Origin of the sequence: Pseudoalteromonas sp. Z1A6, from assembly GCF_011378745.1 — a bacterium.
GTDB classification, from domain to species: domain Bacteria; phylum Pseudomonadota; class Gammaproteobacteria; order Enterobacterales; family Alteromonadaceae; genus Pseudoalteromonas; species Pseudoalteromonas arctica.
In genome coordinates, this window is record NZ_WTKW01000018.1 from 1 (window position 1) to 23,473 (window position 23,473).

Annotated in this window: 25 protein-coding genes and 2 tRNA genes; 13 read left to right on the plus strand and 14 right to left on the minus strand. The window is 38.8% G+C overall.

Going from position 1 to position 23,473, the window contains the following annotated elements:
- The first annotated feature begins 224 nt into the window (after nt 1-224).
- The 8 genes from GQR46_RS02200 to GQR46_RS02235 all read left to right on the plus strand — a co-directional run bounded on the left by GQR46_RS02200 (nt 225) and on the right by GQR46_RS02235 (nt 6,255).
- Nucleotides 225-1,157 carry a CHAD domain-containing protein gene (locus GQR46_RS02200; protein ID WP_165739667.1) on the plus strand — a complete coding sequence of 311 codons (933 nt, stop codon included), beginning with the start codon at nt 225-227 and terminating at the stop codon, nt 1,155-1,157.
- A gap of 26 nt (nt 1,158-1,183) precedes the next feature.
- A complete protein-coding gene (locus GQR46_RS02205) occupies nt 1,184-2,083 on the plus strand; it encodes a DUF350 domain-containing protein (protein ID WP_165739668.1) in 900 nt (299 codons plus the stop codon).
- 3 nt (nt 2,084-2,086) lie between these two features.
- Nucleotides 2,087-3,808 carry a polyamine aminopropyltransferase gene (locus tag GQR46_RS02210; RefSeq protein WP_101163052.1) on the plus strand — a complete coding sequence of 574 codons (1,722 nt, stop codon included), beginning with the start codon at nt 2,087-2,089 and terminating at the stop codon, nt 3,806-3,808.
- A 79-nt stretch (nt 3,809-3,887) separates the two neighbouring features.
- A complete protein-coding gene (locus GQR46_RS02215; RefSeq protein WP_008170558.1) occupies nt 3,888-4,301 on the plus strand; it encodes a DUF2170 family protein in 414 nt (137 codons plus the stop codon).
- A 24-nt stretch (nt 4,302-4,325) separates the two neighbouring features.
- Nucleotides 4,326-5,018 (plus strand): PspA/IM30 family protein, encoded by a 693-nt coding sequence (locus tag GQR46_RS02220; protein ID WP_004335088.1) that lies wholly within the window; start codon nt 4,326-4,328, stop codon nt 5,016-5,018.
- Nucleotides 5,019-5,092: 74 nt separating this feature from the next.
- Nucleotides 5,093-5,731 (plus strand): DUF4178 domain-containing protein, encoded by a 639-nt coding sequence (locus GQR46_RS02225; RefSeq protein ID WP_165739670.1) that lies wholly within the window; start codon nt 5,093-5,095, stop codon nt 5,729-5,731.
- Nucleotides 5,728-6,054, plus strand: coding sequence for a hypothetical protein (locus tag GQR46_RS02230; protein WP_165739672.1), 327 nt, complete (start codon nt 5,728-5,730; stop codon nt 6,052-6,054). Before GQR46_RS02225 ends, GQR46_RS02230 begins: the two co-directional genes overlap by 4 nt.
- Before the next feature lie 15 nt (nt 6,055-6,069).
- Nucleotides 6,070-6,255, plus strand: coding sequence for a hypothetical protein (locus GQR46_RS02235; RefSeq protein ID WP_165739673.1), 186 nt, complete (start codon nt 6,070-6,072; stop codon nt 6,253-6,255).
- Between the two features lie 19 nt (nt 6,256-6,274).
- On the opposite strand, the gene GQR46_RS02240 is transcribed toward GQR46_RS02235, so the two are convergent.
- The 5 genes from GQR46_RS02240 to GQR46_RS02260 all read right to left on the minus strand — a co-directional run bounded on the left by GQR46_RS02240 (nt 6,275) and on the right by GQR46_RS02260 (nt 9,373).
- Nucleotides 6,275-6,679 carry a hypothetical protein gene (locus GQR46_RS02240; RefSeq protein WP_165739675.1) on the minus strand — a complete coding sequence of 135 codons (405 nt, stop codon included), beginning with the start codon at nt 6,677-6,679 and terminating at the stop codon, nt 6,275-6,277.
- 10 nt (nt 6,680-6,689) lie between these two features.
- Nucleotides 6,690-7,223, minus strand: a complete 534-nt coding sequence (locus tag GQR46_RS02245) for a hypothetical protein (RefSeq protein ID WP_165739677.1) — start codon at nt 7,221-7,223, stop codon at nt 6,690-6,692.
- Between the two features lie 109 nt (nt 7,224-7,332).
- Nucleotides 7,333-8,709, minus strand: a complete 1,377-nt coding sequence (locus GQR46_RS02250; protein WP_165739678.1) for a class II fumarate hydratase — start codon at nt 8,707-8,709, stop codon at nt 7,333-7,335.
- Between the two features lie 11 nt (nt 8,710-8,720).
- The gene (locus GQR46_RS02255) at nt 8,721-9,086 is read right to left on the minus strand and encodes a hypothetical protein (protein WP_231613042.1); all 366 of its coding nucleotides are present in this window, start codon (nt 9,084-9,086) and stop codon (nt 8,721-8,723) included.
- 101 nt (nt 9,087-9,187) lie between these two features.
- Nucleotides 9,188-9,373: a hypothetical protein gene (locus tag GQR46_RS02260; RefSeq protein WP_165739680.1), complete on the minus strand. Its 186-nt coding sequence runs from the start codon at nt 9,371-9,373 to the stop codon at nt 9,188-9,190.
- A gap of 200 nt (nt 9,374-9,573) precedes the next feature.
- Here GQR46_RS02260 and GQR46_RS02265 point away from each other — a divergent pair, with 200 nt between their 5' ends.
- Nucleotides 9,574-10,164 carry a DUF938 domain-containing protein gene (locus tag GQR46_RS02265; RefSeq protein WP_165739682.1) on the plus strand — a complete coding sequence of 197 codons (591 nt, stop codon included), beginning with the start codon at nt 9,574-9,576 and terminating at the stop codon, nt 10,162-10,164.
- Here GQR46_RS02265 and GQR46_RS02270 read toward each other — a convergent pair.
- From GQR46_RS02270 to GQR46_RS02285, 4 genes are all read right to left on the minus strand, one after another.
- The gene (locus GQR46_RS02270; RefSeq protein WP_165739684.1) at nt 10,141-11,280 is read right to left on the minus strand and encodes a GNAT family N-acetyltransferase; all 1,140 of its coding nucleotides are present in this window, start codon (nt 11,278-11,280) and stop codon (nt 10,141-10,143) included. The genes GQR46_RS02265 and GQR46_RS02270 overlap by 24 nt on opposite strands.
- Nucleotides 11,281-11,286: 6 nt before the next feature.
- The gene (locus GQR46_RS02275) at nt 11,287-12,675 is read right to left on the minus strand and encodes an alpha/beta fold hydrolase (protein WP_165739686.1); all 1,389 of its coding nucleotides are present in this window, start codon (nt 12,673-12,675) and stop codon (nt 11,287-11,289) included.
- Nucleotides 12,665-15,385 carry an ATP-binding protein gene (locus GQR46_RS02280; protein WP_165739688.1) on the minus strand — a complete coding sequence of 907 codons (2,721 nt, stop codon included), beginning with the start codon at nt 15,383-15,385 and terminating at the stop codon, nt 12,665-12,667. Before GQR46_RS02280 ends, GQR46_RS02275 begins: the two co-directional genes overlap by 11 nt.
- 72 nt (nt 15,386-15,457) lie before the next feature.
- The gene (locus tag GQR46_RS02285) at nt 15,458-15,913 is read right to left on the minus strand and encodes an Lrp/AsnC family transcriptional regulator (RefSeq protein ID WP_165739690.1); all 456 of its coding nucleotides are present in this window, start codon (nt 15,911-15,913) and stop codon (nt 15,458-15,460) included.
- A 136-nt stretch (nt 15,914-16,049) separates the two neighbouring features.
- On the opposite strand from GQR46_RS02285, the gene GQR46_RS02290 reads away from it, so the two are divergent.
- Nucleotides 16,050-17,219 (plus strand): monodechloroaminopyrrolnitrin synthase PrnB family protein, encoded by a 1,170-nt coding sequence (locus GQR46_RS02290; RefSeq protein WP_165739692.1) that lies wholly within the window; start codon nt 16,050-16,052, stop codon nt 17,217-17,219.
- 1 nt (nt 17,220) lies between these two features.
- The gene (locus tag GQR46_RS02295; protein ID WP_165739694.1) at nt 17,221-18,345 is read left to right on the plus strand and encodes an aminotransferase class V-fold PLP-dependent enzyme; all 1,125 of its coding nucleotides are present in this window, start codon (nt 17,221-17,223) and stop codon (nt 18,343-18,345) included.
- On the opposite strand, the gene GQR46_RS02300 is transcribed toward GQR46_RS02295, so the two are convergent.
- The 4 genes from GQR46_RS02300 to GQR46_RS02315 all read right to left on the minus strand — a co-directional run bounded on the left by GQR46_RS02300 (nt 18,329) and on the right by GQR46_RS02315 (nt 19,720).
- Nucleotides 18,329-18,817 (minus strand): DUF4124 domain-containing protein, encoded by a 489-nt coding sequence (locus tag GQR46_RS02300; protein WP_165739696.1) that lies wholly within the window; start codon nt 18,815-18,817, stop codon nt 18,329-18,331. The genes GQR46_RS02295 and GQR46_RS02300 overlap by 17 nt on opposite strands.
- 307 nt (nt 18,818-19,124) lie before the next feature.
- Nucleotides 19,125-19,217: transfer RNA gene (locus GQR46_RS02305), tRNA-Ser, on the minus strand.
- A 52-nt stretch (nt 19,218-19,269) separates the two neighbouring features.
- Nucleotides 19,270-19,360: transfer RNA gene (locus tag GQR46_RS02310), tRNA-Ser, on the minus strand.
- A 219-nt stretch (nt 19,361-19,579) separates the two neighbouring features.
- On the minus strand, nt 19,580-19,720 hold the full coding sequence (locus tag GQR46_RS02315; RefSeq protein WP_010554841.1) for a hypothetical protein: 141 nt from the start codon (nt 19,718-19,720) through the stop codon (nt 19,580-19,582).
- 327 nt (nt 19,721-20,047) lie between these two features.
- On the opposite strand from GQR46_RS02315, the gene GQR46_RS02320 reads away from it, so the two are divergent.
- The gene (locus GQR46_RS02320) at nt 20,048-20,917 is read left to right on the plus strand and encodes a YegS/Rv2252/BmrU family lipid kinase (RefSeq protein WP_024593834.1); all 870 of its coding nucleotides are present in this window, start codon (nt 20,048-20,050) and stop codon (nt 20,915-20,917) included.
- 37 nt (nt 20,918-20,954) lie between these two features.
- Here the strand turns inward: GQR46_RS02320 and GQR46_RS02325 are convergent, their stop codons facing one another.
- Nucleotides 20,955-21,884: a DMT family transporter gene (locus GQR46_RS02325; RefSeq protein WP_165739697.1), complete on the minus strand. Its 930-nt coding sequence runs from the start codon at nt 21,882-21,884 to the stop codon at nt 20,955-20,957.
- Nucleotides 21,885-21,986: 102 nt separating this feature from the next.
- Here GQR46_RS02325 and GQR46_RS02330 point away from each other — a divergent pair, with 102 nt between their 5' ends.
- Entirely contained in the window at nt 21,987-23,429 is a 1,443-nt protein-coding gene (locus GQR46_RS02330; protein WP_165739702.1) for a PLP-dependent aminotransferase family protein, read from the plus strand.
- Nucleotides 23,430-23,473 lie beyond the last annotated feature (44 nt).

Below are 23,473 nucleotides of genomic sequence, written 5' to 3' on the forward strand. Positions count from 1 at the left end.
AGCGTAATTTTCTTAACGTTAAATAGACCCCATATATAAGCAGATTGATATTATAAAGCTTCTACTTCAATTCTAACCTCACGATACGACTCAATATCTTCACTAAATCACAGTCTGATTTAAAAACTAGCTGCTTCTTCTCACTTTGTTGCAATTTCATTCTTGGTTTAATAAGTGACCTGTGTAAAACTACCTGCGTTAATTTAGTAAATCAGGTGACATGAATGTCGAATATTAAAGCTTGGAAACTTATGAGCCTGTTTTGTTTGTTCGCAGTGCTTATGGGTTGTCAATCGAAAGAAGAGCAGCTGCAACAAACAATTCAAGAGTCTATTAAAAAGGTAGATACGGAGCTGTCTCAGCTTGGTACTGCACTCGATAATGGAAGCGTACGCAATGCTGTATTACTTAAAGAATATGGTGAGCTTCTTAAAAAACAACAACCAGAGCTTACAAAAGTTGTTGATGTAATTACCCTTGATGCAACGCGCCAAGGCGCACTTTATAGTGGCTTAACACAGCGACTTAAAGATATTAAAGGAACTTACTTAATTCCTCCTTATGAAGATACGTTACATAGCATTGATTTGTTGCGTGAAGCGGCAAAACCTACGTTATTTTCTGATGCGTTAACCGATCCTATTAATATGCTAGCTGATATGTCGAAAGGTGCTTTAGCACGTGTAGGCGCAATTAGTAAGCAAGCTGAAGGTGAGGGTGTTGGTAACCAAATGGTAGGTAATCCTAACTATGGTAACTGGCAATCAAATAGTAACGGTATTAGCTTTTGGCAATGGTACGGAATGTATCGTATTTTAGGCGATGTATTTGACCGTGTTGAATACGGAAGCTGGAGCAAACGCCGAAAGTATAGTTATTACAATGACTATGGCCGTTCGCGTTATTCAAGTCCTAAACAAATTAAAACTCAAAGCGCGCTAGAAACACGCACGCGCCAAACATACCAACGCCAAGGTAAGCAGTTTACAAGCCCTTATGCGAGTAAAAAAACAGGTGCATCAGGTTTAAGCCGTAGCAGTTATACGCCACCAAAAAGCCGCAGTAGTTATTCTCGTTCGAGCAGTTATAGCAATAGCTCTGGATCGGTGCGTGATAGCGGTAGCAGAACCTCTCGTGGCGTGAGCCGTGGTAAGTAAAAGAATAAAGTTGGAGTTAGAATAATATGTATGAATTTAATGGAATAACTATGTGGTCGCTACAAGCGCTGGCGATTGATTTTGCAATTATTGTTTTATTATTTGTAAGCCTTAAATATATAAAAGGTTGGGTTTCAAACTTACACGCAAATGATGAAATAACAGAGCGCGATAACTTTGCCTTTGGTATTAGTTTTGCTGCTGGTTTAGTGGCACTGGCGATTGTATTAACGGGTGTAAGTAGTGGGGCTTTTGCTGCAACACTGCAACAAGAAGCGCTGCAAATGTTAGCTTACGGCGCATTAGCTATTGTACTTATTAAATTGGGTCACTTCTTTCAAGATAAAGTAGCACTTCGTAAAGTAAGTCTGCACGATGAAATCGTTAAAGGTAACGTTACAGCTTCAATAATTGATTTTGGTCATGTTGTTAGTGTCGCTATTGTTATTCGCTCAGCTCTTTTATGGGTGGCTACTGATGGCTGGCATGGTCTTCCAATTGTAATTGCCGCCTTTATTATAAGTAGCATTGTATTACTACTTGTTAGCCAGTACCGAGTGCAGTTATTTAAGCGTACAAATAAAAGTGGCGACTGCCTACAACAAGCAATTGTTGATGGTAACTTAGCTGTGGGTATTCGTTACGCTGGATTTTTAGTCGGTAGTGCATTAGCTATTACAGCAGCAACGGGTGTTGCACCTTACGCTGCGGATAACATTAATGCGAGTTTACTATACTGGGCTATTAGCGCAGTAGTGAGCCTTGTTGCATTTATTATTTTGCACTTAGTGACAATTAAAATAATTTTATCTGGTTGTGATATTTCAGATGAAGTTAATCGTCAAAAAAATGTAGGTGTAGCTACTATTTCTGCAGCAGTATCATTTGCTGTAGGTATCACTATGGCAACATTACTAGGCGCATAATCAGTGTCATCAACCAACACTCCCCCAAGTAAGTCTCGCTTACTTGGGCACGATATACTACTTATTACTGTTATGGCTGTGCTTGCTGGGTGCGGCCTTATTTATGAATACTTACTGTCTCATTATGCGGGCCGTGTACTTGGCTCAGTAGAGAGCGCTATTTACGCCATGATTGGTACTATGATTGTCGCAATGGGCTTAGGCGCTTTTTTAGCGCGCTGGTTCAAAGATGCATTTACCGCTTTTGCTTGGCTAGAAAGCATTATTGCTTTGGTTGGCATGGGCTGCATTTTAGCGATAGCGGGTGTAATAGCAGTTAGTTATTCTCTTCCTCATTTATTTTCGAGCATTTTTAATTTACCCCCTGATGTTGTACTTAATGGTTACGTATTTCAAAAGCTACAAGAGTGGTCACGTTTTCTACCTTATGTTTTTGGTTTAATACTGGGCTTATTTATTGGTATGGAAATACCGCTTATAGCGCGCATTCGTCAGCACGTTTATGGCCGTTTTTTAGAAAACAACGCAGGGACTATTTATGGTGCCGATTATATCGGTGCTGGTATTGGTGCAGCCATTTGGGTAAGTATCATGCTCTCAATGCCTATAATGCAGGCTGCAGCGTGGACGGCGTTATTTAATATCATTGCGGGGCTCGCGTTTTTATGGCGCTACCATACCCATGTGCGCTTTGCTAAGGCACTTTTAGTTTGCCATATAGTATTACTGGCATTATTTGGCTTTATTTTAGTATTTGGCAGTAGCTGGATGAACAATCTAAGTAATGTTTTATACAAAGATAAAGTAATTTATTCGCAAGCAACTAAATACCAACACGTAGTTTTAACCGAAAGATTAAGCAAAAACCAACCTCAGCCAATTACAGATTTATATTTAAATGGGCGTTTACAGTTCTCAAGTATTGATGAGCAAATATATCATTCAATGCTGGTTTACCCTGCAATGCTTGCCTCTAACAGACACGACCGTGTATTAATAATTGGTGGTGGTGACGGGCTTGCACTTAGAGATGTTTTAAAATGGCCTGTAAGCGAAGTAACGCTAATAGATTTAGACGCGCAATTACTGAATTTATTTGGTCATAAAGACGGTGACTTTACGCCGCCAGAGCACATCAATAAGCGATTACTACAGCTAAACAATAAATCGATGCATGACTCGCGAGCCAACATAATTGTGGGTGATGCATTTTTAGAAGTTGAAAAGCTACTTGACCAATCTAAGCAGTTCGACACTATTTTAATTGATTTACCTGACCCTAATCATCCTGATCTAAATAAAATGTACAGTGACTACTTTTATAATCATGTACGGCAGTTATTAGCACCCGATGGCGCAATGGCGGTTCAATCAACCTCACCTTATCACGCTAAAAAAGCGTTTTTAAGCATTGCTAAAACAGTTAAAGCTGCTGGGTTTGGCTATGTTGAGCAGTATCAGCAAAACATACCTTCTTTTGGGCAGTGGGGCTGGACTATAGCGACTAAAATGGGGCAGTCGGCCAGTGGCCGTATTAATGATGCTACGGCTATGCCTGTGCCATCAAGGTGGATTAGTAAAGAATATTTATTGGCAAGTTTTGTATTTCCTAACCACTACTTTGAACAAGTTAAAAGTATTGAGGTCAATAGGTTAGGGTCTGGTCAGTTGTATGATTACTACCGAACTGCATGGCAAATAGAAAGCGAATTGTATAAAAACTAATAAAACATGGTTGACATAATATGTCGGCCATGAGAATCTTAACTCAGACATAATATGTCAAACGACAAAAGGCAGAGACATGGAATTAAATGAACTTTCAATAAAATTAGCTTCTTTTGAAACTGAAGGCGCTAACTTTGAGTCTTTCTTGATTGCCAACCCAGGCGAGCAAGATGTTTTACAAGTCATTGTTGATGGAAATGATGAGCTTCCAATTTTTGTTACGCAAACGCAAGAGCAGTTATTATGTATTAGCTACTTGTTTGACGAAGATGAAGTTAAAAGTGAATTACGCGACGAATTAAACGAAACATTATTACGTTTAAACGTGCCAATTCCACTGAGTGCATTTGCTAAAATCGATAACAAATACGCGATTTTTGGTGCACTGTCGGTAAATTCATCATTAGATGACGTTACCCACGAACTAGTGACATTAGCTGATAACGCTATAGACGCACTAGAAGCCGTGACCTTGTATTTAAACGATTAATAGCTAGTTAGTGGAGTTAAGATTATGAGTATTTTAAAAAAATTATTTACAGCAGTACGTGGCGGCGCTCGTGAAGCAGGCGAAGCAATTGTAGACAAAAACGGCATCCGTATTTTTGAGCAAGAAATTGCAGACGCGCAAAATGCACTTCACCGCGCTAAAAAAAGTCTTACAGAAGTAATGGCTAAAGAAATGCAAACTAAGCGTAAAATTAGCGCAGTAGATGCCTCAATCGCTGAACATGAAGCGTATGCAGGCCAAGCTCTTGAAAAGGGCAACGAAGCATTAGCATTAGAAATTGCAGAAAAAATTGGTGACTTTGAAGCTGAAAAAGCTGAAAACGAGCAAGTATTATCTGGTTTTAGCAATCACATTGTTGCGCTTAAGCAGCAAGTTAAAGATGCTGAAAAATCGATTAAAGAGAATCAGCGTCAGCTTACTATGGTTAAAACCACTGAAAGCGTACAGCAAGCAACAATGGCTGTTAACAGCACACTTAATACAAATAGCTCGTCTATGACATCGGCTCGTCAGTCGCTTGAGCGCATTAAACAGCGTCAACAAGATCGTAGCGACCAGCTTGGTGCTGCAAAGCAACTTGAGTCAGACGTAAATGGCGATGACTTAAAAGCTAAAATGGCTGAAGCCGGTATTGGTGACACAAGTCCAAAAAGTGCTGATATTTTAGCTCGTATTAAAGCGAAGCAAAATAGCTAACCATTACGTTTATACTTTAAAAAGGTAACTGAGTTTTGCTCAGTTGCCTTTTTTGCTTAGAAGGCAACCTTCCTATGTTTAATTTTTTCAAATCTAAAAAAGAGCCAGAGCGTCAGCTTAATCATCCAAGCGATCTTAAAGTAGGCGACATGTTTAGCGTTATAGACTCATTTGCTTATCCAACATGGTTAAAAGGTGAAACGTTACGTGTTACTGGTATTCAAACTTACCAATACCAGCACAGTAGTGATACCGAATTTGTACTTGAGACAAATAGCGGGCAAGTTGTATTTTTACAAATTGAGCAAGATGACGGTGAAGAGTGGGCAAACTTTTCTATTAAAATTCAACGAAACGAAGTTGAAGAAATTTTTAGCCTTGATGAGTTTGCGCGTATTTTTGATGAAGAGTCATTAACCCACATTACAGTGCAAAATACACCAGAGCGCTTTATGCAGTTTTTAGCTAAAAGTTACCAACAAAGCGAGTCGCCTTATGTGTGTTATTTCCATAATAAAGATTACCGCAACCAAGCTTTGCCTCGTTATGAGCAAGAAGGTGGCGAGCCATGTGAAATGATTTGCTTAGCGTCTGATAATGAAGGCTTTGGTTTAAATATCGAAATTTGGGATGGCGGCGAAACCGAAGTATCGCTAACGCTGACGCGCCCAATGACAGATATTGTAGACTTGTTTCCTGGAGATGCTAAGTGAGTGATGCTAAAGACAAGTGGTTACGTCAGGAACAAGCTGTACGCGCTACGCAAATGGCATTTGATCTGAGCAGCGAAGTTCAAAAGCTGATAAAAAAACAAGCGATCGATCAAGAACTAACTCCATCAGACATGATCCGCAAAATACTTGGCTTAGACGTAAAATCTAAAAAAACGCGTCAACGTTTATCGTTTAATTTAAATGATGATGAAATAGCACAACTTGCCACTCGGTTTGATGTACAAAGCGATGATAAGCGAGCCGTAAAGCAGCAAGTAGCTGATTTATTAATAGCGCACACTAAAAATAAAAAAGTGAAATAATTTAATTAGGTTTTTATGAATATTATTTTAATTGCTTACTTAATTATTTTTGCGTTGTTTGGTACTGCGGCGAGTTATTTTGTACGCTTTATTTATGCGTATTGGGTGCTTAAAACAATGCCTATGAAGTACATTATAAAAGCGGGTATTTGCGTGGTATTGGTCGTTGTAATCTCAGCGTTAATTCCGTATATAAGTTAACGCTGAGGTTAAGTTTGATTTATTTTATATCAAACGATTGGCACTGTTGATTAATACACAGCGATTGCACTTCAAGTACTGGAGAACAATCAGTTAAGCCTTGTGCTTTATTTTGTATGTTTTCTTGTTTTGTTATTTGTTGAGCAAGCTGTTCCGCTTCTTCTTGAGAGGTGTTTAGCGTTGAATAAACCGCGTATTTACTCGGTCCACCGCATGCGCGGGCGCCAACTTCAAGGACTTTGCACTGAAAGCTAGCGGTGCAGCTATTATTACTCACCATGTTATTCAGATCATAGTTCAAGTCAGACAAGTTTTTACTTTGTTCATTACCTGACGTCACAGTGCTAGCACAGCCACTTAGTAACAAAATGCTGCTAGCAATGCTTATAATTGACAGTTTAACTGTTGATGGTAAACAACTCATAACGTTATCCTTAAAATGCACTTACCGCTGAGCCTTCAAGTTTAACACATTTATTTTCAACACACTGCGTGCTTGGCGTTGTTAAATGCTGACAAATACTCATAATCCCTTTTTGTGAATTATAGCTACTTTCAAGCTTTGTGATTTTGTCGCTAAGGGCTGTTACTTGCTCCTCAGACGCAGTGTTTGTTGAATACACGACAAAGCTGCTTGGCCCGCCACATGCGCGACTACCTACTGCATTTACTCTACATTGAGTGCTGGTATCACATTGCTTATCTGTAATTAGTGTATTTAATTCAGTTTTGGCTGCTTTTATATCGTCTATTGAAACGTTTTTTAAATCAGCTTTTGGTATTTTTTCAGCAACTACGTTCTTTTTAGTATTTTCTTGTAATTGAGTGTTCTCTTTTAGCTTTTGTAGCTCTTGCTTAGGTGCTTCAGCCTCTGAGGCGATTGTTGCTTGCTGTGTTTCAGTGGGTGCTTTATCTAAGCATGCAGTTAAACAAAGTGGTAAAAGTATGGCTAATAATGGGGTACGCATAAAAAACCTTGATAGTGATGAAATATTCATCACTATCATACACGGTGCATTTTTTACGGCAATAAAAACTATATTATCAAGTAATTAAAGACGTGAAAAATATTGTTTATTAAAGTCCACCCTGCGTTAGCTTGGTTGGATTAAGTAATTTTTCGAGTTCTTCGCGCGGTAAATCAGTTTCCTGCTCAGCTACATCAATAATTGGGCGAGCTTCTTTATAAGCCTGCTTTGCTATTTTTGCTGCTTTTTCATAACCGATCACCGGATTAAGCGCAGTTACCAAAATTGGATTTTTAGCGAGTGCTTTATCTATATTTGGCTGATTCACCTTAAAACTGGCAATCGCTTTATCGCCCAGTGCTTGCGCGCTATTTGCAAGTAATTCTATGCTTTGCAATATATTATACGCAATGACTGGCAGCATTACATTCAGCTCAAAATTACCCGCCTGGCCGGCTACCGTTATAGTGGCGTCGTTACCTATTACTTGTGCACTTACCATTGCGGCGGCTTCTGGTATAACCGGGTTTACTTTGCCAGGCATAATAGATGAGCCTGGTTGAAGCGCTTCAAGCTCTATTTCACCTAAGCCTGCAAGTGGTCCTGAGTTCATCCAGCGTAGGTCGTTGGCTATTTTCATTTGTGCAACAGCGAGTACTTTTAATTGCCCAGAAAGTGCGACGATGGCGTCTTGTGAACCTATATTGTAAAAAAAGTTACTACTAGGCGTAAATCTAATACCTACATTAGCACTCAGGTTTTCTGCAAATTTTGCTGCAAATTTAGGGTCTGCATTAATACCTGTTCCTACGGCAGTGCCGCCTTGTGCAAGCTCGCATACACGCTCTAAGCTATGTCTAATTCCTGCTGCTGCATGATTGACTTGTGACTGCCATGCACTGAGTGTTTGATCAAACGTAACAGGCATTGCATCCATTAAATGTGTACGGCCTGTTTTAACTATATGGCCAACTTCAGCTTTTTTCTTCTCTAGGTTTTGCGATAAGTTTTCAAGCGAAGGAAGTAATTCATACACTACATTTATTGCACTACTGAGTGCGATAGCAGTAGGGACTACATCGTTAGAGCTTTGCCCCATGTTTACATCATCATTAGGATGAATACTCTCATTACCTAATCGACTAGCAAGCGTTGCAATAACTTCGTTGGCATTCATATTTGAGCTTGTGCCCGAGCCTGTTTGAAAAATATCAACGGGGAAGTGCTCAATGTGTTCGCCATCAATAATACTTTGGCAAGCTTGCTCAATAGCATTGGCTTTAGCTTTGCTTAAATGCCCAAGATCAAAGTTACTTTGTGCTGCGGCTTGTTTTATATAAGCCAGTGCAGTTATAAATTTCTTTGGCATAGGTAAGCCACTAATGGCAAAGTTATTAACCGCTCGCTGTGTTTGCGCCTGATAGAGCGCATCATTAGGTACTTGTAGCTCGCCCATACTGTCTGATTCTGTTCTAAAGTTGCTCATAAGTGTGCTCCTTAAAAAGGGTTGAATTCGTGGCTAAGAATACGCGCTTCGCGCTCAAGTATTAAAAATTGTGCAGTATTATTGTGCACTTTATAAAATCGTTTTAATGCTAATAATGGTTTGTATAACTGCTCTAAACATTGTTTACGAATAGCATTATGTATAAGAGGGTCGCACATTTTGTTCATAATTTCATGGTGTGTGCGCCTAAGATAAAACTCTTGAAGCAAAGGGTTACGTTGCAGCTCAAATTTTTTTGCGACGTTAAGGGCGGTTTCTATGTAATCGGCAACGAGCATGGGGGCATGCAGACCAGGTCTTAAGCAATGACAAGAGAGTTCTTGATGATAACGATGCTGGGCATGATTTGAAGACATAAAAAAACCGACTCAAGTTAACGATAATAGTTATCATTACATTTAATCGGTTTCAGTGTAAACAGTTATTATAAAAATTATTTGCGATACTAATTTGAGTATTAATTGTAGCCAAGAATAAATATCTGATCTGTTTCATGTTTGGTCATCGCCTGTTGATTATGTTTAGGGTGCGAAAGTAAATCGATTACTGTAGCTCTCATATCAACGGCGTAACTATGATCGTCGGTGGTTTTTTCGGTTATAGCAACAGCTGCGTCTACAGCTGTATAAGAGGGTATATGCATAATTTTATCCTTTAAAAATTTAATATAAGTTAAACCCTTTAGTGGGTTAGTTACATAAAAGCATATTACATACCAATCATAATAATAAATTCAACCTCATGATAGTTATAGAATTTAAAAATTATCATTTTTTGAACACGACAAAATAAGTCAAATTTGCTTTACTGTTGTGCATTAACCGACAATTTTGGTGCACAGAAATGACAAAGCCATTTTCACAAGCGTGTGAAAACAATAAAGCTCCTATTTTAAAGCAATTAAAAACCGTATTAAAAAACACTAAAACAGTGCTCGAAGTTGGCTCAGGAACCGGCCAACATAGTGTGTTTTTTGCAGAGCAATTGCCTCATTTGCAGTGGCATACAAGTGATCGCGCTATAAACCACGAAGGGATTAACTTATGGCACCGCGAAGCTAATTTAACTAATTTGCATGCGCCGCTTGAGCTTGATTTAAATAATGAGTGGCCAGTAGATAAGGTTGACACTATTTATACGGCAAATACATTTCATATTGTTAGTTGGCAATTAGTTGAACGTTTTTTTGACGGTGTTAAACGTCATTTAAATAACGAAGGTATGTTATGTATTTATGGGCCATTCAAATACCAAGGTGAATTTACCAGCCCAAGTAATGATGACTTTAGTGCTTTTTTAACAGAGCGCGATCCGTTAAGTGGAATAAGAGATTTTGAAGCAGTTGAACAACTAGCTAAGCAAGCAGGGCTTACGCTCATTAGCGATACAGCCATGCCTGCAAATAATCAGCTACTCGTTTTTAAACGGCAGTAATGAGCTACATTGCTCTTTATATATATCCATATGGCCGCGTTCACGCTTTAAGTAGTCGCTTATTGCATGACTAAAGTCGCCATCAACAATATGGTGAGCAGAATAGGTAAGTACGGGTTCGAATCCGCGTGCTATTTTGTGCTCACCTTGTGCACCTGAATGAAAACAGCTGAGTTTATGTTTTATTGCAAACTCAATACCTTGGTAATAACACAGCTCAAAGTGTAGCGAGTCTACTTCTTCACTTGCTCCCCAGTAGCGCCCATAAAGCGTATTTTCACCAATTAAACTAAGGGTTGCAGCAATCACGTTATCGTCTTTTTTGGCTAGCATAATAACGAGGTTATTGGCCATTAATGCATGTAAAAGCGTAAAAAACTCCATATTTAAATAGCCTAAATGACCAGATCGTTTTAAATACGTACGCTGATAAAACTCACAAAACAATTGCATTATCTCGGGCGTAATTTGTGTGCCTTGCAGCCATTCAATATCAATATTTTGCTGCGCTATTTTAGCTCGCTCTTTTTTAAGTGACCTGCGTTTACGCGAGCTAAGCATCTGCAAAAAGTCGTCAAAGGATTCATAACCTTTATTAAACCACTGAAATTGCACACCCACTCTTAACATGGCGTGTTGCTCAGTTAATGATGTGGCTTGAGCTTGGTCGCAAAAATTAACATGCCATCCCGACCAACCTTGCTGAGCACTGTGTATACTCAGTTGCTCTGTAATGTATTGATACACCGCATTTTGATTGATGTGATCGATAGCAATGCGCTTACCCTCAATAGGGCTAAAGGGAATACCAGATAGCCACTTGGGATAATATTCTAAACCGTGTTTTTCGTATGCCTCAGCCCATGCCCAGTCAAATACGTACTCGCCGTATGAATGACTTTTTAAATACCCGGGTGCAAGTGCAACGAGTGTATCACCTTCAAAAATAGCGAGGTGATGGGGCTGCCAACCGCTTTTTTGTGTTACGCATTGGCTTTGTTCAAGGGCATATAAAAAAGCATGTTGAGTAAATGGTTCATCACCAAATAAACGTTGCCACTGCGGCTGGTCAATCTCATTAATACTGCTAAACCATTGGTGCGAAAACGTTCCCATGACTACTTACCTTGTAGTTGTTCTAAGCTGTTCTACGTTTTTAATAAACGTACTAATTTGCATTTTAAGCTCGGCAAAATGAGGATTATAAGTTAAGCGCTGTAAAGCCGGATAGTCTTTTAAGTTTGCGCTTGTACGCTCTCCTAGTTGTGGTTTTTTTGTTGTTTTACATGTTTTGTACAGTAAGTCGTCGTTAATAAAGCTGCCACAATTACGATAAGTTGCATTAATTCCATAATGTGGATTTTGCGGTGAGTTAACAACCGCAATATGCGATATACCGTGAATTTTTTTACACTGCAGTGTTGTGCATTGCGGGTTACTTACTATGTAGTCACTAGTAAAGTCTGGCGGTAAAATATCAGTGTTGCCATAAAGTACTAAAGTATCGAGCGGCTTATATTTTACTGAATTACCTTGGTGTAATGTACTTAATAATTTTAGTGTGGCACGCGTATCTATTGTTGTATCAATATCACTAAGTACGCTAAAAATAGGTAATTTAAGTGCGGGGCGTTTGTTTAAGCTACTTATGCTTGCAAGTGACATTGCATCGTATGAGGCCGCAGCTGCATTTAAAGGAAATGACTCATACTTAGCAAAGTCTACATCGGCGTCTTTATCTATCCAATTAACAAACGGTATAGCGTCAATCCATTTTGCTATCCAGCCGTATTTATTATGTGGCTCGGAGCCTGGCGAATAAAGCATAAGCGCTTTAATTTTAGGTGAGACAGTTTGCTTGGTTGCGTAATCAATAAGTAACGCTGCACCGGTAGAGTAACCTGCGAGTATCACCTCATCAAAGTCTTGCACCGAGCGTTCAACCCCGTACTTTATTGCCTGTTGCCACTGGCTAACCTCTACATTGAGTAAAGCACTTGCAGCGCTTCCATGTCCTGGTAATAAAATAGTACGCACGGTATAGCCTTGCTGATAATACACTTGTGCTAAATCGTGGTACGTAAAGGGTGAGTCAGTTAGCCCGTGGATTAGTAGTGCAACTTTATTACTGTTTGGGTACGTAAGCTCAAAAGGGGCAATAATATCTGCAATAGTAGGGTCAGGTTTTCGCTTACCCTGTGTTACCAACTGCCGATACGTTTGTGTAATAACGGGGCATGGCATGTTTGCATGGGGCTTAGCTTTATTTATATGTTTATATTCGTAATCTAAGTAATCGCTAAATGGTAAAAGGGCTTGATAATTAAAGCGCTGGTGGGTGTACTCATTTTCAAAACGTAATAGGCCTTGCTGCTTACTTTTTATTATAAATTTAAAGTCACTCGCCTGCGATATACAGTTTTGAGCTACTGCAATATGCGAAAAAACACTTAAAACAAAACCAAAAAATACTCTTAAAACTATTCTTAAAATTAAACCACTATTGTTCATTAACTTCTGCATATTGGACAAGACACTCGGTTAGCTTAATGAGTTCAAGCGGTTTTGCAAGATGTTGGTTAAATCCAACGGCTTTTGCATGTGCTTTATCCTCTGGCATTACGTCGGCAGTTAAAGCAATAATCGGAAGTTCTTGTTCGGTTTTAAACTGCCGGATCAATGCTGTGGCTCTATAGCCATCCATTACAGGCATTTGGCAATCCATAAGCACTAAATCAAAATGCTGCTTTTTTACTATATCGACCGCCAGCTCGCCATTTTCTACTATATACGGCACAATTCCTAACGAGCCAAGCATCGCTTTAATCACCATTTGGTTTACTGGGTTGTCCTCTGCCACTAAAATGCTGAGCGAAGTAATATTCGTATTATCAAATGTAATAATATGCTCTTTTTTAGGCTCTGTTGTTTCTAATCGCATGGAAAATGTAAAAGTAGAGCCTTTATCTATTTCACTTTTAAGTGTTATTTCTCCCCCCATTAGCTGGCTTAGCTCTTTTGCTATGGTTAAGCCAAGTCCTGTACCGCCAAATTGTCTTGATGTAGAGCTATCAGCTTGGGTAAATGCGTTAAATAACTTTTTATGTTGGCTCGGTTTTATACCTATGCCGGTATCGCTAACGGTTATAACAAGCTGTACTTTATTGGCAGTGGTAAACTCTGTTTCTATGTTTAGAGTAACACTGCCTTGGTTTGTAAATTTAATCGCGTTACTACACAAGTTAAGCAATATCTGCTCAATTCGCATTGGATCGCCAATAAACCAGATATCTAAAGGTAGTTTTGAGCTAACTTGCCACTTAATACCTTTGTTAGTTGCGCTGTGTTCAAACATATTGTTTATACGTGCTATTAAAGCACCTAGGTCGAATGCAATAGACTCAATAACTAACTTTTGAGATTCTATTTTTGATATATCAAGAATGTCATTAATTAGGTTTAATAAGCTTTTAGATGATGAGTTTATTTTATCTAAGTAACCAATTAGCGTACTTGCGCTATCGGTTTCGCGAGCAAGCGAAGAAAACCCAATAACAGCATTCAAAGGTGTACGGATTTCGTGGCTCATATTAGCTAAAAATTGGCTTTTAGCTTGGTTAGCTAAATCTGACTGCTGCTTTGCTTGTGCAAGCGAGTGTGTACGCTCGGCAACTTGACGTGTAAGTGCAATTTGTTGCTGATTAAACAGCAGTAAAACCATTAAAATTAAAGAACATACGGCAACTTGAAGTATGAGCAATAATAACGTTAGTTGATTATTATGTTGTGCTAAAAACCCTTCTTTAAGTGCTAGTTTTACAATCCATTTTTGCCCTGCAAAGCTCACATCAAACGACATCAAACGACTTCCTTTAGCCTGATGAACATCTTGAGAGTAATTACTATAAAACGGCGGTGCGTTTGTATCTTCGTATATACCAATCGAAAACATATCAGACTGCTGTTTAGTAATTGCTTGCTCAATAATACTGCGTACTAAAAATATACCCGTGACGTAGCCTTTAATTACTTCTTTATCGTCACTTTGAGAATACACAGGGGCAAATAACAAATAAGCGGGTTTAGGTTGTTTGGTTTGTACTAGCTGAATTATCTTAGTCCCTACGGGCATATATTTTATAGCAGGGTTAAGCAGGGAGTTTTTCCTATCAGAATTTGAAAATACATTAAAGCCAATTGCTTTTTGATTACCATTGAAAGGGGCTATATATTTTATGATAACGAGGGGATCATTTTTTTCAAGAGGCTCACCTACTACATCAACATCTAAATGGTAAATATTTGATATTTCTTGGGCAAAGGTCTCACGTTGATCTTGAGGTATTTTTGCATTCCACGATAAAGCATTAATAAATGCGTGCTGGGTTAGTAATTGGCTAGCATAAGAATAAAAATCTTGCTGGCTTAATGTTGATGATGATTGAACCTGGCTTGCTAGGCTTTGTACTGCAATAATACTGCGATTTGTATATCTATAAAGGCTATTTTCTATAACGTGAACTTCACGTTCGGCGATTTTAATTGTGCTTATACGGTTTTCTTGATCGTATAGCTGTGTTGTAACCGCAACAGACACAAATAAAATAGAGCATACTGCAATTGTTGGAAACGCCGATATATTATGTTGATTAGATTTTTGTGGTAGTAAAGAAAGTAAAAACGGAGTTGCAATTAATACCCCTAATGTATCGCCAAGCCACCAATAAACAACATTTTTCCAATGATTATCAATGCTATAAACCGAGTTAAATTGACTAAGAGCGAACACGCCAAAGTTAGCCGAAATTAAACTGACTAATATGGCTATGACGAGAATAAAGTAAATTATGTTTTTACGCTTTTTAAAGCGTAGTGGGTGACCAAGCCAAAATTTTAGTAAAGCAGCGCCCACCATTGCCTGTATAACCACACCAAAGGCGATATACATTGCTTCGTTAAATGAGTTACCGACCAGGACTAGCTCATGAGCTGAACTATCAAAAATATTTAAATTAAATGCAATTGCAGCTACAAATAAAGGCGGGATAAAGCGCCACCACCAAATATAACAACCGACCAGAGCAATACCAGCAGGTAACCAAATTGGAATTATTTGCGAATTAAAAGCAAGTTTAGTGAGTGCTATACCCACTAAAAAATATGCTAAAGCAAACATGATGTAAAAAATAATGGAGTGATTTTTAGAGTTAAAATTTTTCACATAAGGTCCAAGCAATTATTATTATCGTTTTGAAATATCAGTATAGCTAACAGTAAGTTATTTAGGGTATTTTTATAATGGTAACTGATTTTTGCTAAATGACTGCTTTAACACAACGGTTGATTCTATATTTGCAATACAACTTAAACCACCTAGTTGATGTTTTACAAACGTTTCGTAGCTCTCAAGATCATGTGCAATTATTTTTAATAAATAATCATAGCTTCCTGATATTACACAACACTCTAATACATGTGGTAATTTTTCTACATGTTGCTCAAATTGCTCTGCAGCACTTACCGAGTTTTGGCTTAATCGTACAAACGCATACACCAACACATTAAGGTTAAGTGCTTTTGGGTTTATGGCGGCGTGGTAGCCGGTAATAATGTTTTCTTGCTCTAACTTTTTTATACGTCTTAGGCAAGGTGTATCTGACAGGTTAATGCTGCTGGCTAAATCTGAAACCGACATACGAGCTTGGCTTTGTAGTGCGATAAGTAATTGCTGATCTTTTTTATCTAACATAGTTGTCGGCTTTTATTAATTATTTTTATATTTGTAGTGATTATTGCTAAGTATTACAGTTTTTACTAATTTTTTTGGCGTTTTACCCTCATTGAACTCTGTTAGCATTTAACTATAAAAATAATAGAGCACAACAATGAACACACATACCGCTATTTTTGATCACTGGATTCGAACTGAGTTTGTCACTTTAAACAGTGAATTAGAGCAGCTTTATTGGCAGCAAACCGATAAAGCAAATGTAGAAGGAATAGGCGAGGCCTTAAAGCAACAATTAGAAAAAGAAGGCAACGCATTAATTAGTAATTTATTAGCCGAGGGAAACACAGATCAAGGCTTTGATAGTGCTTTTGACCTACTTGGCAACGTCGGATTATTTATGGCTGCATGCCGTCGCCATGAAATTACCGAACCAAGCAGAGAAACCACGTCTCCACTAATAGAAGCCTCAGCGCTTGCTATGCATATAGGCGCATCTATTGGCGTAACCCCTCGTTTTGCTACCGCCCACTTAACTACTCATAACAAAGCACTTAACGGTATTTATAAACGATTTACTAATTTACCCGATGAAAAGCTATTTATAGATTACAACACCCAAGGTATTTTGGCCTATAAACGCGCAAGTGATGCTTTACTAAAAATATTGCCGTTAGGTATTTCACACCCTTTATGCGGTGAGTTACTAAAAGTAGCTAAACAGGCGCTTATAGATGTTATTGATTCAAATAATGCACTTTATACTGAGCTCGATACAGATCGCTTTTTTAACTGTGTTCGCCCTTACTATAAACCGTATCGTGTAGGTAAAGAGGTTTACAGAGGCGCTAATGCCGGTGACTTTGCAGGTATTAACGTGATTGATATGTTACTAGGGCTTTGTAGTGCAAATGAGCCTAGTTACTCGCAAATGCTGGTGGATAAGTTTTTATATATGATGCCAGAGGATCAACAAATACTACGAGAAGCCATGCGTATGCAAAGCTTTATGGATGACTTTTTACAAGCGAAGCAATATAAAAATACAAATTGGTTTAAAAGTCACGCAAAGCTATTTATCCAAGTGTGCAAATTACATGGCGACACCGCAGTCGGTCATCATAATCAACTAGTTGAAAAATTTATTGCTCAGCCCTCAAAGAATATGCAACAGCAGCATATGAGCAAGGTAACAGCAAGCGGTCCGCCGCTTCATGTGTTACTTGATTCGCTCGAAAAATTAAGAGATAGGCGAGCCAGTGCAAAACGCGACGATATAAAAACACGTTTTGACGATCTAAATACACTTAAAAAATGGGTTAAATAGTATGCTTAAAAATGATTTTTGTATGGCCGATGGCTGTTATTTATTAAATCACTCAGTTGGCCGTCCTCTTAAAAATACACAGCAATATTTAGCCCAGCACTACTTTTTACCGTGGGAGAGCTCAAATAAAGAGCCTTGGCAGCAATGGCTGCCGGCAGTTGAGCAGTTTACTACCGCACTTGGTAAGTTATTTAATACGCCTGGTTCGCAGTTTTGCCCGCAGGTTAACTTATCAAGCGGCTTAACAAAGCTGCTTATGTCGCATCCACGGTTACAGCAAAAAAATTGTAAAGTGCTTATGGCGCAAAGTGATTTTCCGAGTATGGGTTTTGCAATGCAAAAAGCATTACCAGAGTGCGCGCAAGTCATGTTTATACCTGAGCACGAAAATCTAAGTGATATTAGTGTTTGGCAGCGTTATATAACCGCCGATATCGATTTAGTTTTTATAAGCCACGTATATTCAAATACAGGTGTGCAGGCACCTGTATACGATATTGTAGCTATAAGTAAATTAACCAAGAGTTTATCAATAGTTGACGTTGCTCAGTCTGCGGGTGTTATACCGCTTGATTTAAGCATACTCGATGCTGACTTTATGATTGGCTCGAGCGTTAAGTGGCTATGTGGGGGGCCAGGTGCAGCATATTTGTGGGTTAACAAACACCAAATAGCATATTGTGAACCTAAAGATGTGGGTTGGTTTTCGCATCAAAATCCATTTGAGTTCGATATTAACCATTTTGAATATAACGCCAGTGCGCTCAAATTTTGGGGGGGCACTCCTTCTGTAGCGCCTTATATTATTGCCGCCAATAGCATTGCTTACTTTGCAGAGCTAACTGCTCACAAGGTAAGGGAGCATAACTTAGCGATGCTTACGCTTATTCATGAGCAGCTAAGCGAATATGTTGTATCACCTATGAGTAGTGATAAATGCAGCGGGACTGTTATTTTGTTTTTTGCCGGGCTGCAAGAATATGTACTTACAGAGCTTGATAAAGCGAAAGTCAGTGTAGATTTTCGTAAATTTGGAATACGAGTATCGCCACATATTTATAATACCCGAGAAGACGTTGAGCGGTTTATATCGATAGTAAAACAAGCGCTTAAGGATTTTGGCTAAGCTGCTGCTTTCTTTGTTTTAATGACTCTATTTTTTGCTGCGTTTGATTGATTGATGCGTCGTAAGTTTGCTTTAACGCATTTGTTTTAGTTGCGATAGCATCAGCAATAGACGAAGCGCCTAAACGATTGGCTTTATCTTGAGTCATGTAATCTATCTGCTGTTTTTTAGCAGCGTATTCTTTTTGGCTTTGTGCAATAGATAGCTCAAGGCGTTTTATTTCACGATCTATTTGTTGAACCTCTAAGTAATCATCCACAGAGGAGTCGGTAATACCTTTACCGGGCGTAGAGCTTTTGTACGCTTCAATTACGTTTATATCTTTGAGAGTAATAACTTGTGCATCTTTAGCGCAAGGCGTTTGGCTAAAGGTAGGAACGCCCTTAATGACACACTTATACACTGTTGTACTTTGTGCCAAGGTAAAAAATGGTGCTGCCGCGCAAACTGATAGCAATATGAACCGGATCATAGCTAAACCTAAAGTGGCTAAAGTTGTGTTAATAATGCCCTAAGTTATTACTAGGCACAATTTGTTTAGTTTTTATAAATTTTAGGCACAAAAAAACCACAATTAAGTGGTTTAAATTAAGTATGGTCCAGAGGGAGGGATAGACTTGCTTGCTTGCATGTAATCAATCGCTGCGCGACGCTTGCAGCGGCCCAAAATGTTCCAGACATTTTGTCGAACCCTGTCGAGGGTTCTCACCCTCCCAATTTAGTATTGGTGTTAAATTTTAGGCACAAAAAAACCACAATCAAGTGGTTTAAATTAAGTATGGTGGAGAGGGAGGGATTCGAACCCTCGATAGAGCTACAAACTCTATACTCCCTTAGCAGGGGAGCTCCTTCGGCCACTCGGACACCTCTCCAACGCATAACCGTTTGTATTGATGGAAGTAAAAAAAGCCACCAATTAAAATATGGTGGAGAGATAGGGATTTGAACCCTAGATGGGCTATAAACCCATGCCGGTTTTCAAGACCGGTGCATTCGACCACTCTGCCATCTCTCCGTGACGCAGAATAATACTTAGGTGATACCGCTGTGTAAATAGCAAAATGACTGTTTGCCTAAAAAACGTACGTAAATGAGGTTTTTTTTGTAAATAAGGGGAAATTAAGGCAATTTTTAATAAAATAAATAGGTTGCAGCAAACAAGGGGGAGCTAAATAAGTGACTTCATTTAGTGGTTGAGTGTTCGCTGCACCGAAAAATAATCATGGTTGGGTGATTATTTATATTGAGCTGCGCCGCTAAGTGCTAGTCTTTTACCAATAGTGTTAAGTCTAGCTAACATTCTTGCTTTACGGTTAGTTGGTTTAACTGCTACTTGAGCTGCTGCTGTTTGATTTAATGTGTTAATTGGTTTCATTATTTTGCTCCGGGTTGTATATGTTGAAATCGCGTGCATTTTGCACGTTGTTTGATTAAAAAGACAACGATAAAAATTGAGCCTGACGGATTAGTTAAACTAATCCTTATTTATTTTATTAACGTGCGGTTCAGTGTTTTTTATTATGGTTTTTGCATAAATAGTTAAAATAAAATCGGCGTTACTCTCACCAATACTGGTATTTGTGTGTGTTTTTATTTATTTATATGCATTTTACACAACCTTTTTTGACTAGTTATTCAGATTAAAAAAACTCAATTAAACTCTTTTTTATTCGTTCTCAAATACATTGTTGGAAACAAAAGCTTGTCACTACTAATAATTATTAAACCAAGTACAAAAAAACAGAATGAAAAATCACTAATGTGGCTTAAAAGCATCTGTAAAAAACGCAGTTTTTCTTATTGTATGTTTACTACAACAGGAAACTTTAACAATGACTGCGCTCAAATAAGGTTGCTACTGAGTAAATTTACCAAAGTAGTTGTACTTGGCGGAGACGGTACATTGAGCTTGGCGGTTAATGCGTTAATAGGGAGTAGCTGTACGTTAGCATTATTGCCTTGCGGTACAGGTAATGATTTCTCGAGAGGGTTTAGTTGCAAAGAAGATGATTGGCGAAAGGCATTATTTAATACACCGACAGCAATTGATGTAGGAAAAATTAATAGTCGCTATTTTATTAATATTGCAGGGGTAGGGTTTGATGCTCATGTAGTTAAAGCGATTAATGCTAAAGCTAGTTTTTCATCTTTTGATTACAGTTGGACGAGCATTAAGGAGCTATTTTATTATCAAGCTCAGCAGTTACAAGGTACGTTTAATAACGATGTTAGGCAGTATAAAAATTTAATTACCGTATTTGCTAATCATAAGTACTTTGGTGGTGGTCTAGAAATAGCGCCAAAAGCAGATTTAACTGATGGGCTGCTTGAGTGTTATCAAATGCGATCGGGTGGGCTTTTTTATAACGTAATAAGCTTTATGAAGTTGTTTTTTAAGCGCCATCAGCATATAAAAAACCTTAACTACAGTCGCTTAAATACAGCTTCCATAAAAACTGAAGGGTTATTGATTGAAGCAGATGGTGAACTGGTAGATAAAACTCCTGCCGTTATTAGTGTACATGGGCAGGCTTTACTTTTTCATATGCCAATAAAAAAGCGCCTACAGTAGGGTAGGCGCTTTTACGTTAGTTGCGTTAATAACGCGTCTAACTGGGGACGGAGCCACTTTTAGCCATTGCTCTATTAGCTGAAAAGGCGTTAATTCGTTTTGTTGGGGTAAGCACAATGGCGTTACCTAATAGCACTAGGCTAAATCCTGCAAAGGTATTTGCGTGCCATTCAAAGCCTTCAAAAAAGCTACTCAGTGTTACTGCCACTAGTGGGAATAAAACAATAACGTAGCTGGCTTTTTCAGGGCCTATATTTCTAAGTAGAGCAAAGTAGCAACCAAAAGCGATTACAGTGCCAAATATTGATAGATAAAGTAGTGATAGCCAGTAACTTGGTGGAGCGTTTAAACTAAATTGCACATCGTTCATTAATACATATAAAGCCAAGCCTATAGCGCTGTATAACATGCCCCATGCATTGCCTTGCAATACACCAATTTGTTTACGAGAATTACGAACGCTTACCATATTTCCTAATGAAGCCACAAAGGTGCCACCAAGGGCAAGTAGTAACCCGACCAATGCACCATTACTCAAGTCGAACTGCTGTAACTGTGGCCAAAACAGACACGTAATACCTAATACAGCGAGTACAGCACCTGTATAAATTCGTTTTGAGATTGGCTTACCAAAAAATAACCGAGTATTGACTATGTTCATAACCAGCAGCATTGAAAAGGCAATAGAGGTCATGGCTGAGGTAAGGTGATTTTGTGCCCAGTAAAGCATTAAATAATTTAATCCAAAATTACAAATGGCTAATAAAACAAAAAAGCCATGATCCAGTAACTTAAATCGCATGTCGGGTTTTTTGTACGCTACATATAACCACATAAAAAGCGCTGCAATAGCAAAGCGATAAAATAACGATAACTCTACCGCAATATCACCTAACTGAAACTCTATGGCTAACCAAGTTGAGCCCCAAATTAAAACGGTTGTAATGTATAGCGCTGCACTTTTCATGGTTAGTCTCCAAAGCCCGGTTGAATGGCTATTTTAAGACCTATCTGTATACTTACCATATACAGAAAAGTAAAAATGTAACCTATACAGATTTGGTGTGTGATGATAAGACAAAAAAATAGCCAAGGGCATGAGTTTTTATATCAGCAAGTTATTCAGTTGATTAGAGATATGAGCGCTCAACAAGTTTTACTCCCCGGCGAAAAACTTCCATCACTGCGTAAAATGGCAGATAACTTAAGCATAAGTATCCCCACTGTAAAACAGGCTTACCAGTCACTTGAAGATCAAGGGTTGGTAGAGGCGCGTGAAAAATCAGGATATTTTTTAAAAGTCGTTAGCATGGCGCATAATTTACCTAAGCGAGTTAAATTAAGTCGCGAACCTGTTGTGGTAAATAAACAAGCCTTAATAGAGCAGGTGTACAGCGCGATTCATCAAGCGAACGTAGTCCCTTTTGGTATAGCTAACCCAATTGCCGCAGCACCTACCGATAAAGCACTCGCCAGAAACATGCGCCGCGTAATGACAATTGCGGGCAGTAAAGCCATAAACTATGGCCCAACAGATGGGTTTGTACCGCTGAAAAAGCAATTAGTGCATCGCTATTTAGATTTTGGTATTGGCATTGATATGGACGAGCTTGTGATCACCAATGGTGCGCAAGAGGCCATGGCTATTGCGCTTAAGTGCGTGACAAAGCCAGGCGATGTAGTGGCTATTGAGACACCTTGTTATCACGGGATTATAGAGCTAATAGAAAGCTTAGGGCTTAAAGCGCTCGAAATACCACTGTGCCCAGATAATGGCATTTGGTTAAGCGATTTGGATCGCGCTTTGAATGAGCATGACATAAAAGCGTGTTTATTCTCGACAGCAATTAGCAACCCTGTAGGCAGCTTTATGCCAGATACAAACAGGCAGCAGCTGGTGGAGTTACTCGAAAGCCACGACGTAGTGCTTATTGAAGATGACGTATACGGCGATTTATATTTTACGGCAAAACGAGGCACACCTGCTTTAGCGTACTCTAAAAAAGGATTAGTGATCAGTTGCTCATCTTTTTCTAAAACCGCAGCGCCTAGCTATCGTGTGGGTTGGGTCGTTGCTGGTAAATTTGCAACACAAGCGCGGCGATATAAACGAGCACTAAGTTGCTCCGCTTCGTTAATAAACCAATGGGCGTTATCAGAATTTATTGCCAGCGGCGAGTACGACCGTAACTTAAAGGTACTCAGGCAGCGCCTGCGCGATAACAAAGAGCGTATGCGATGGTGTTTACAACAAGCTATGCCAAAAAATACACGTATAAGCGATCCAAAAGGAGGCTGTGTAATGTGGCTAGATTTGGGAGGCGAATACGATAGCAAAAAATTATTTTTACTTGCTCTTGAGGTTGGTATTAGTATTACCCCTGGGCTTATTTTTTCAGCCTCTAATAAGTATAAAAGCTGCGTAAGGTTAAGTTATGGTGTGCCGTGGAGCGAGCAGATAGAGCAAGCCATTATTACTCTGGGTAAGCTCACTTTATTAGCTAAAAAGTAATACCAATCTGCTTATATATGGGGTCTATTTAACGTTAAGAAAAT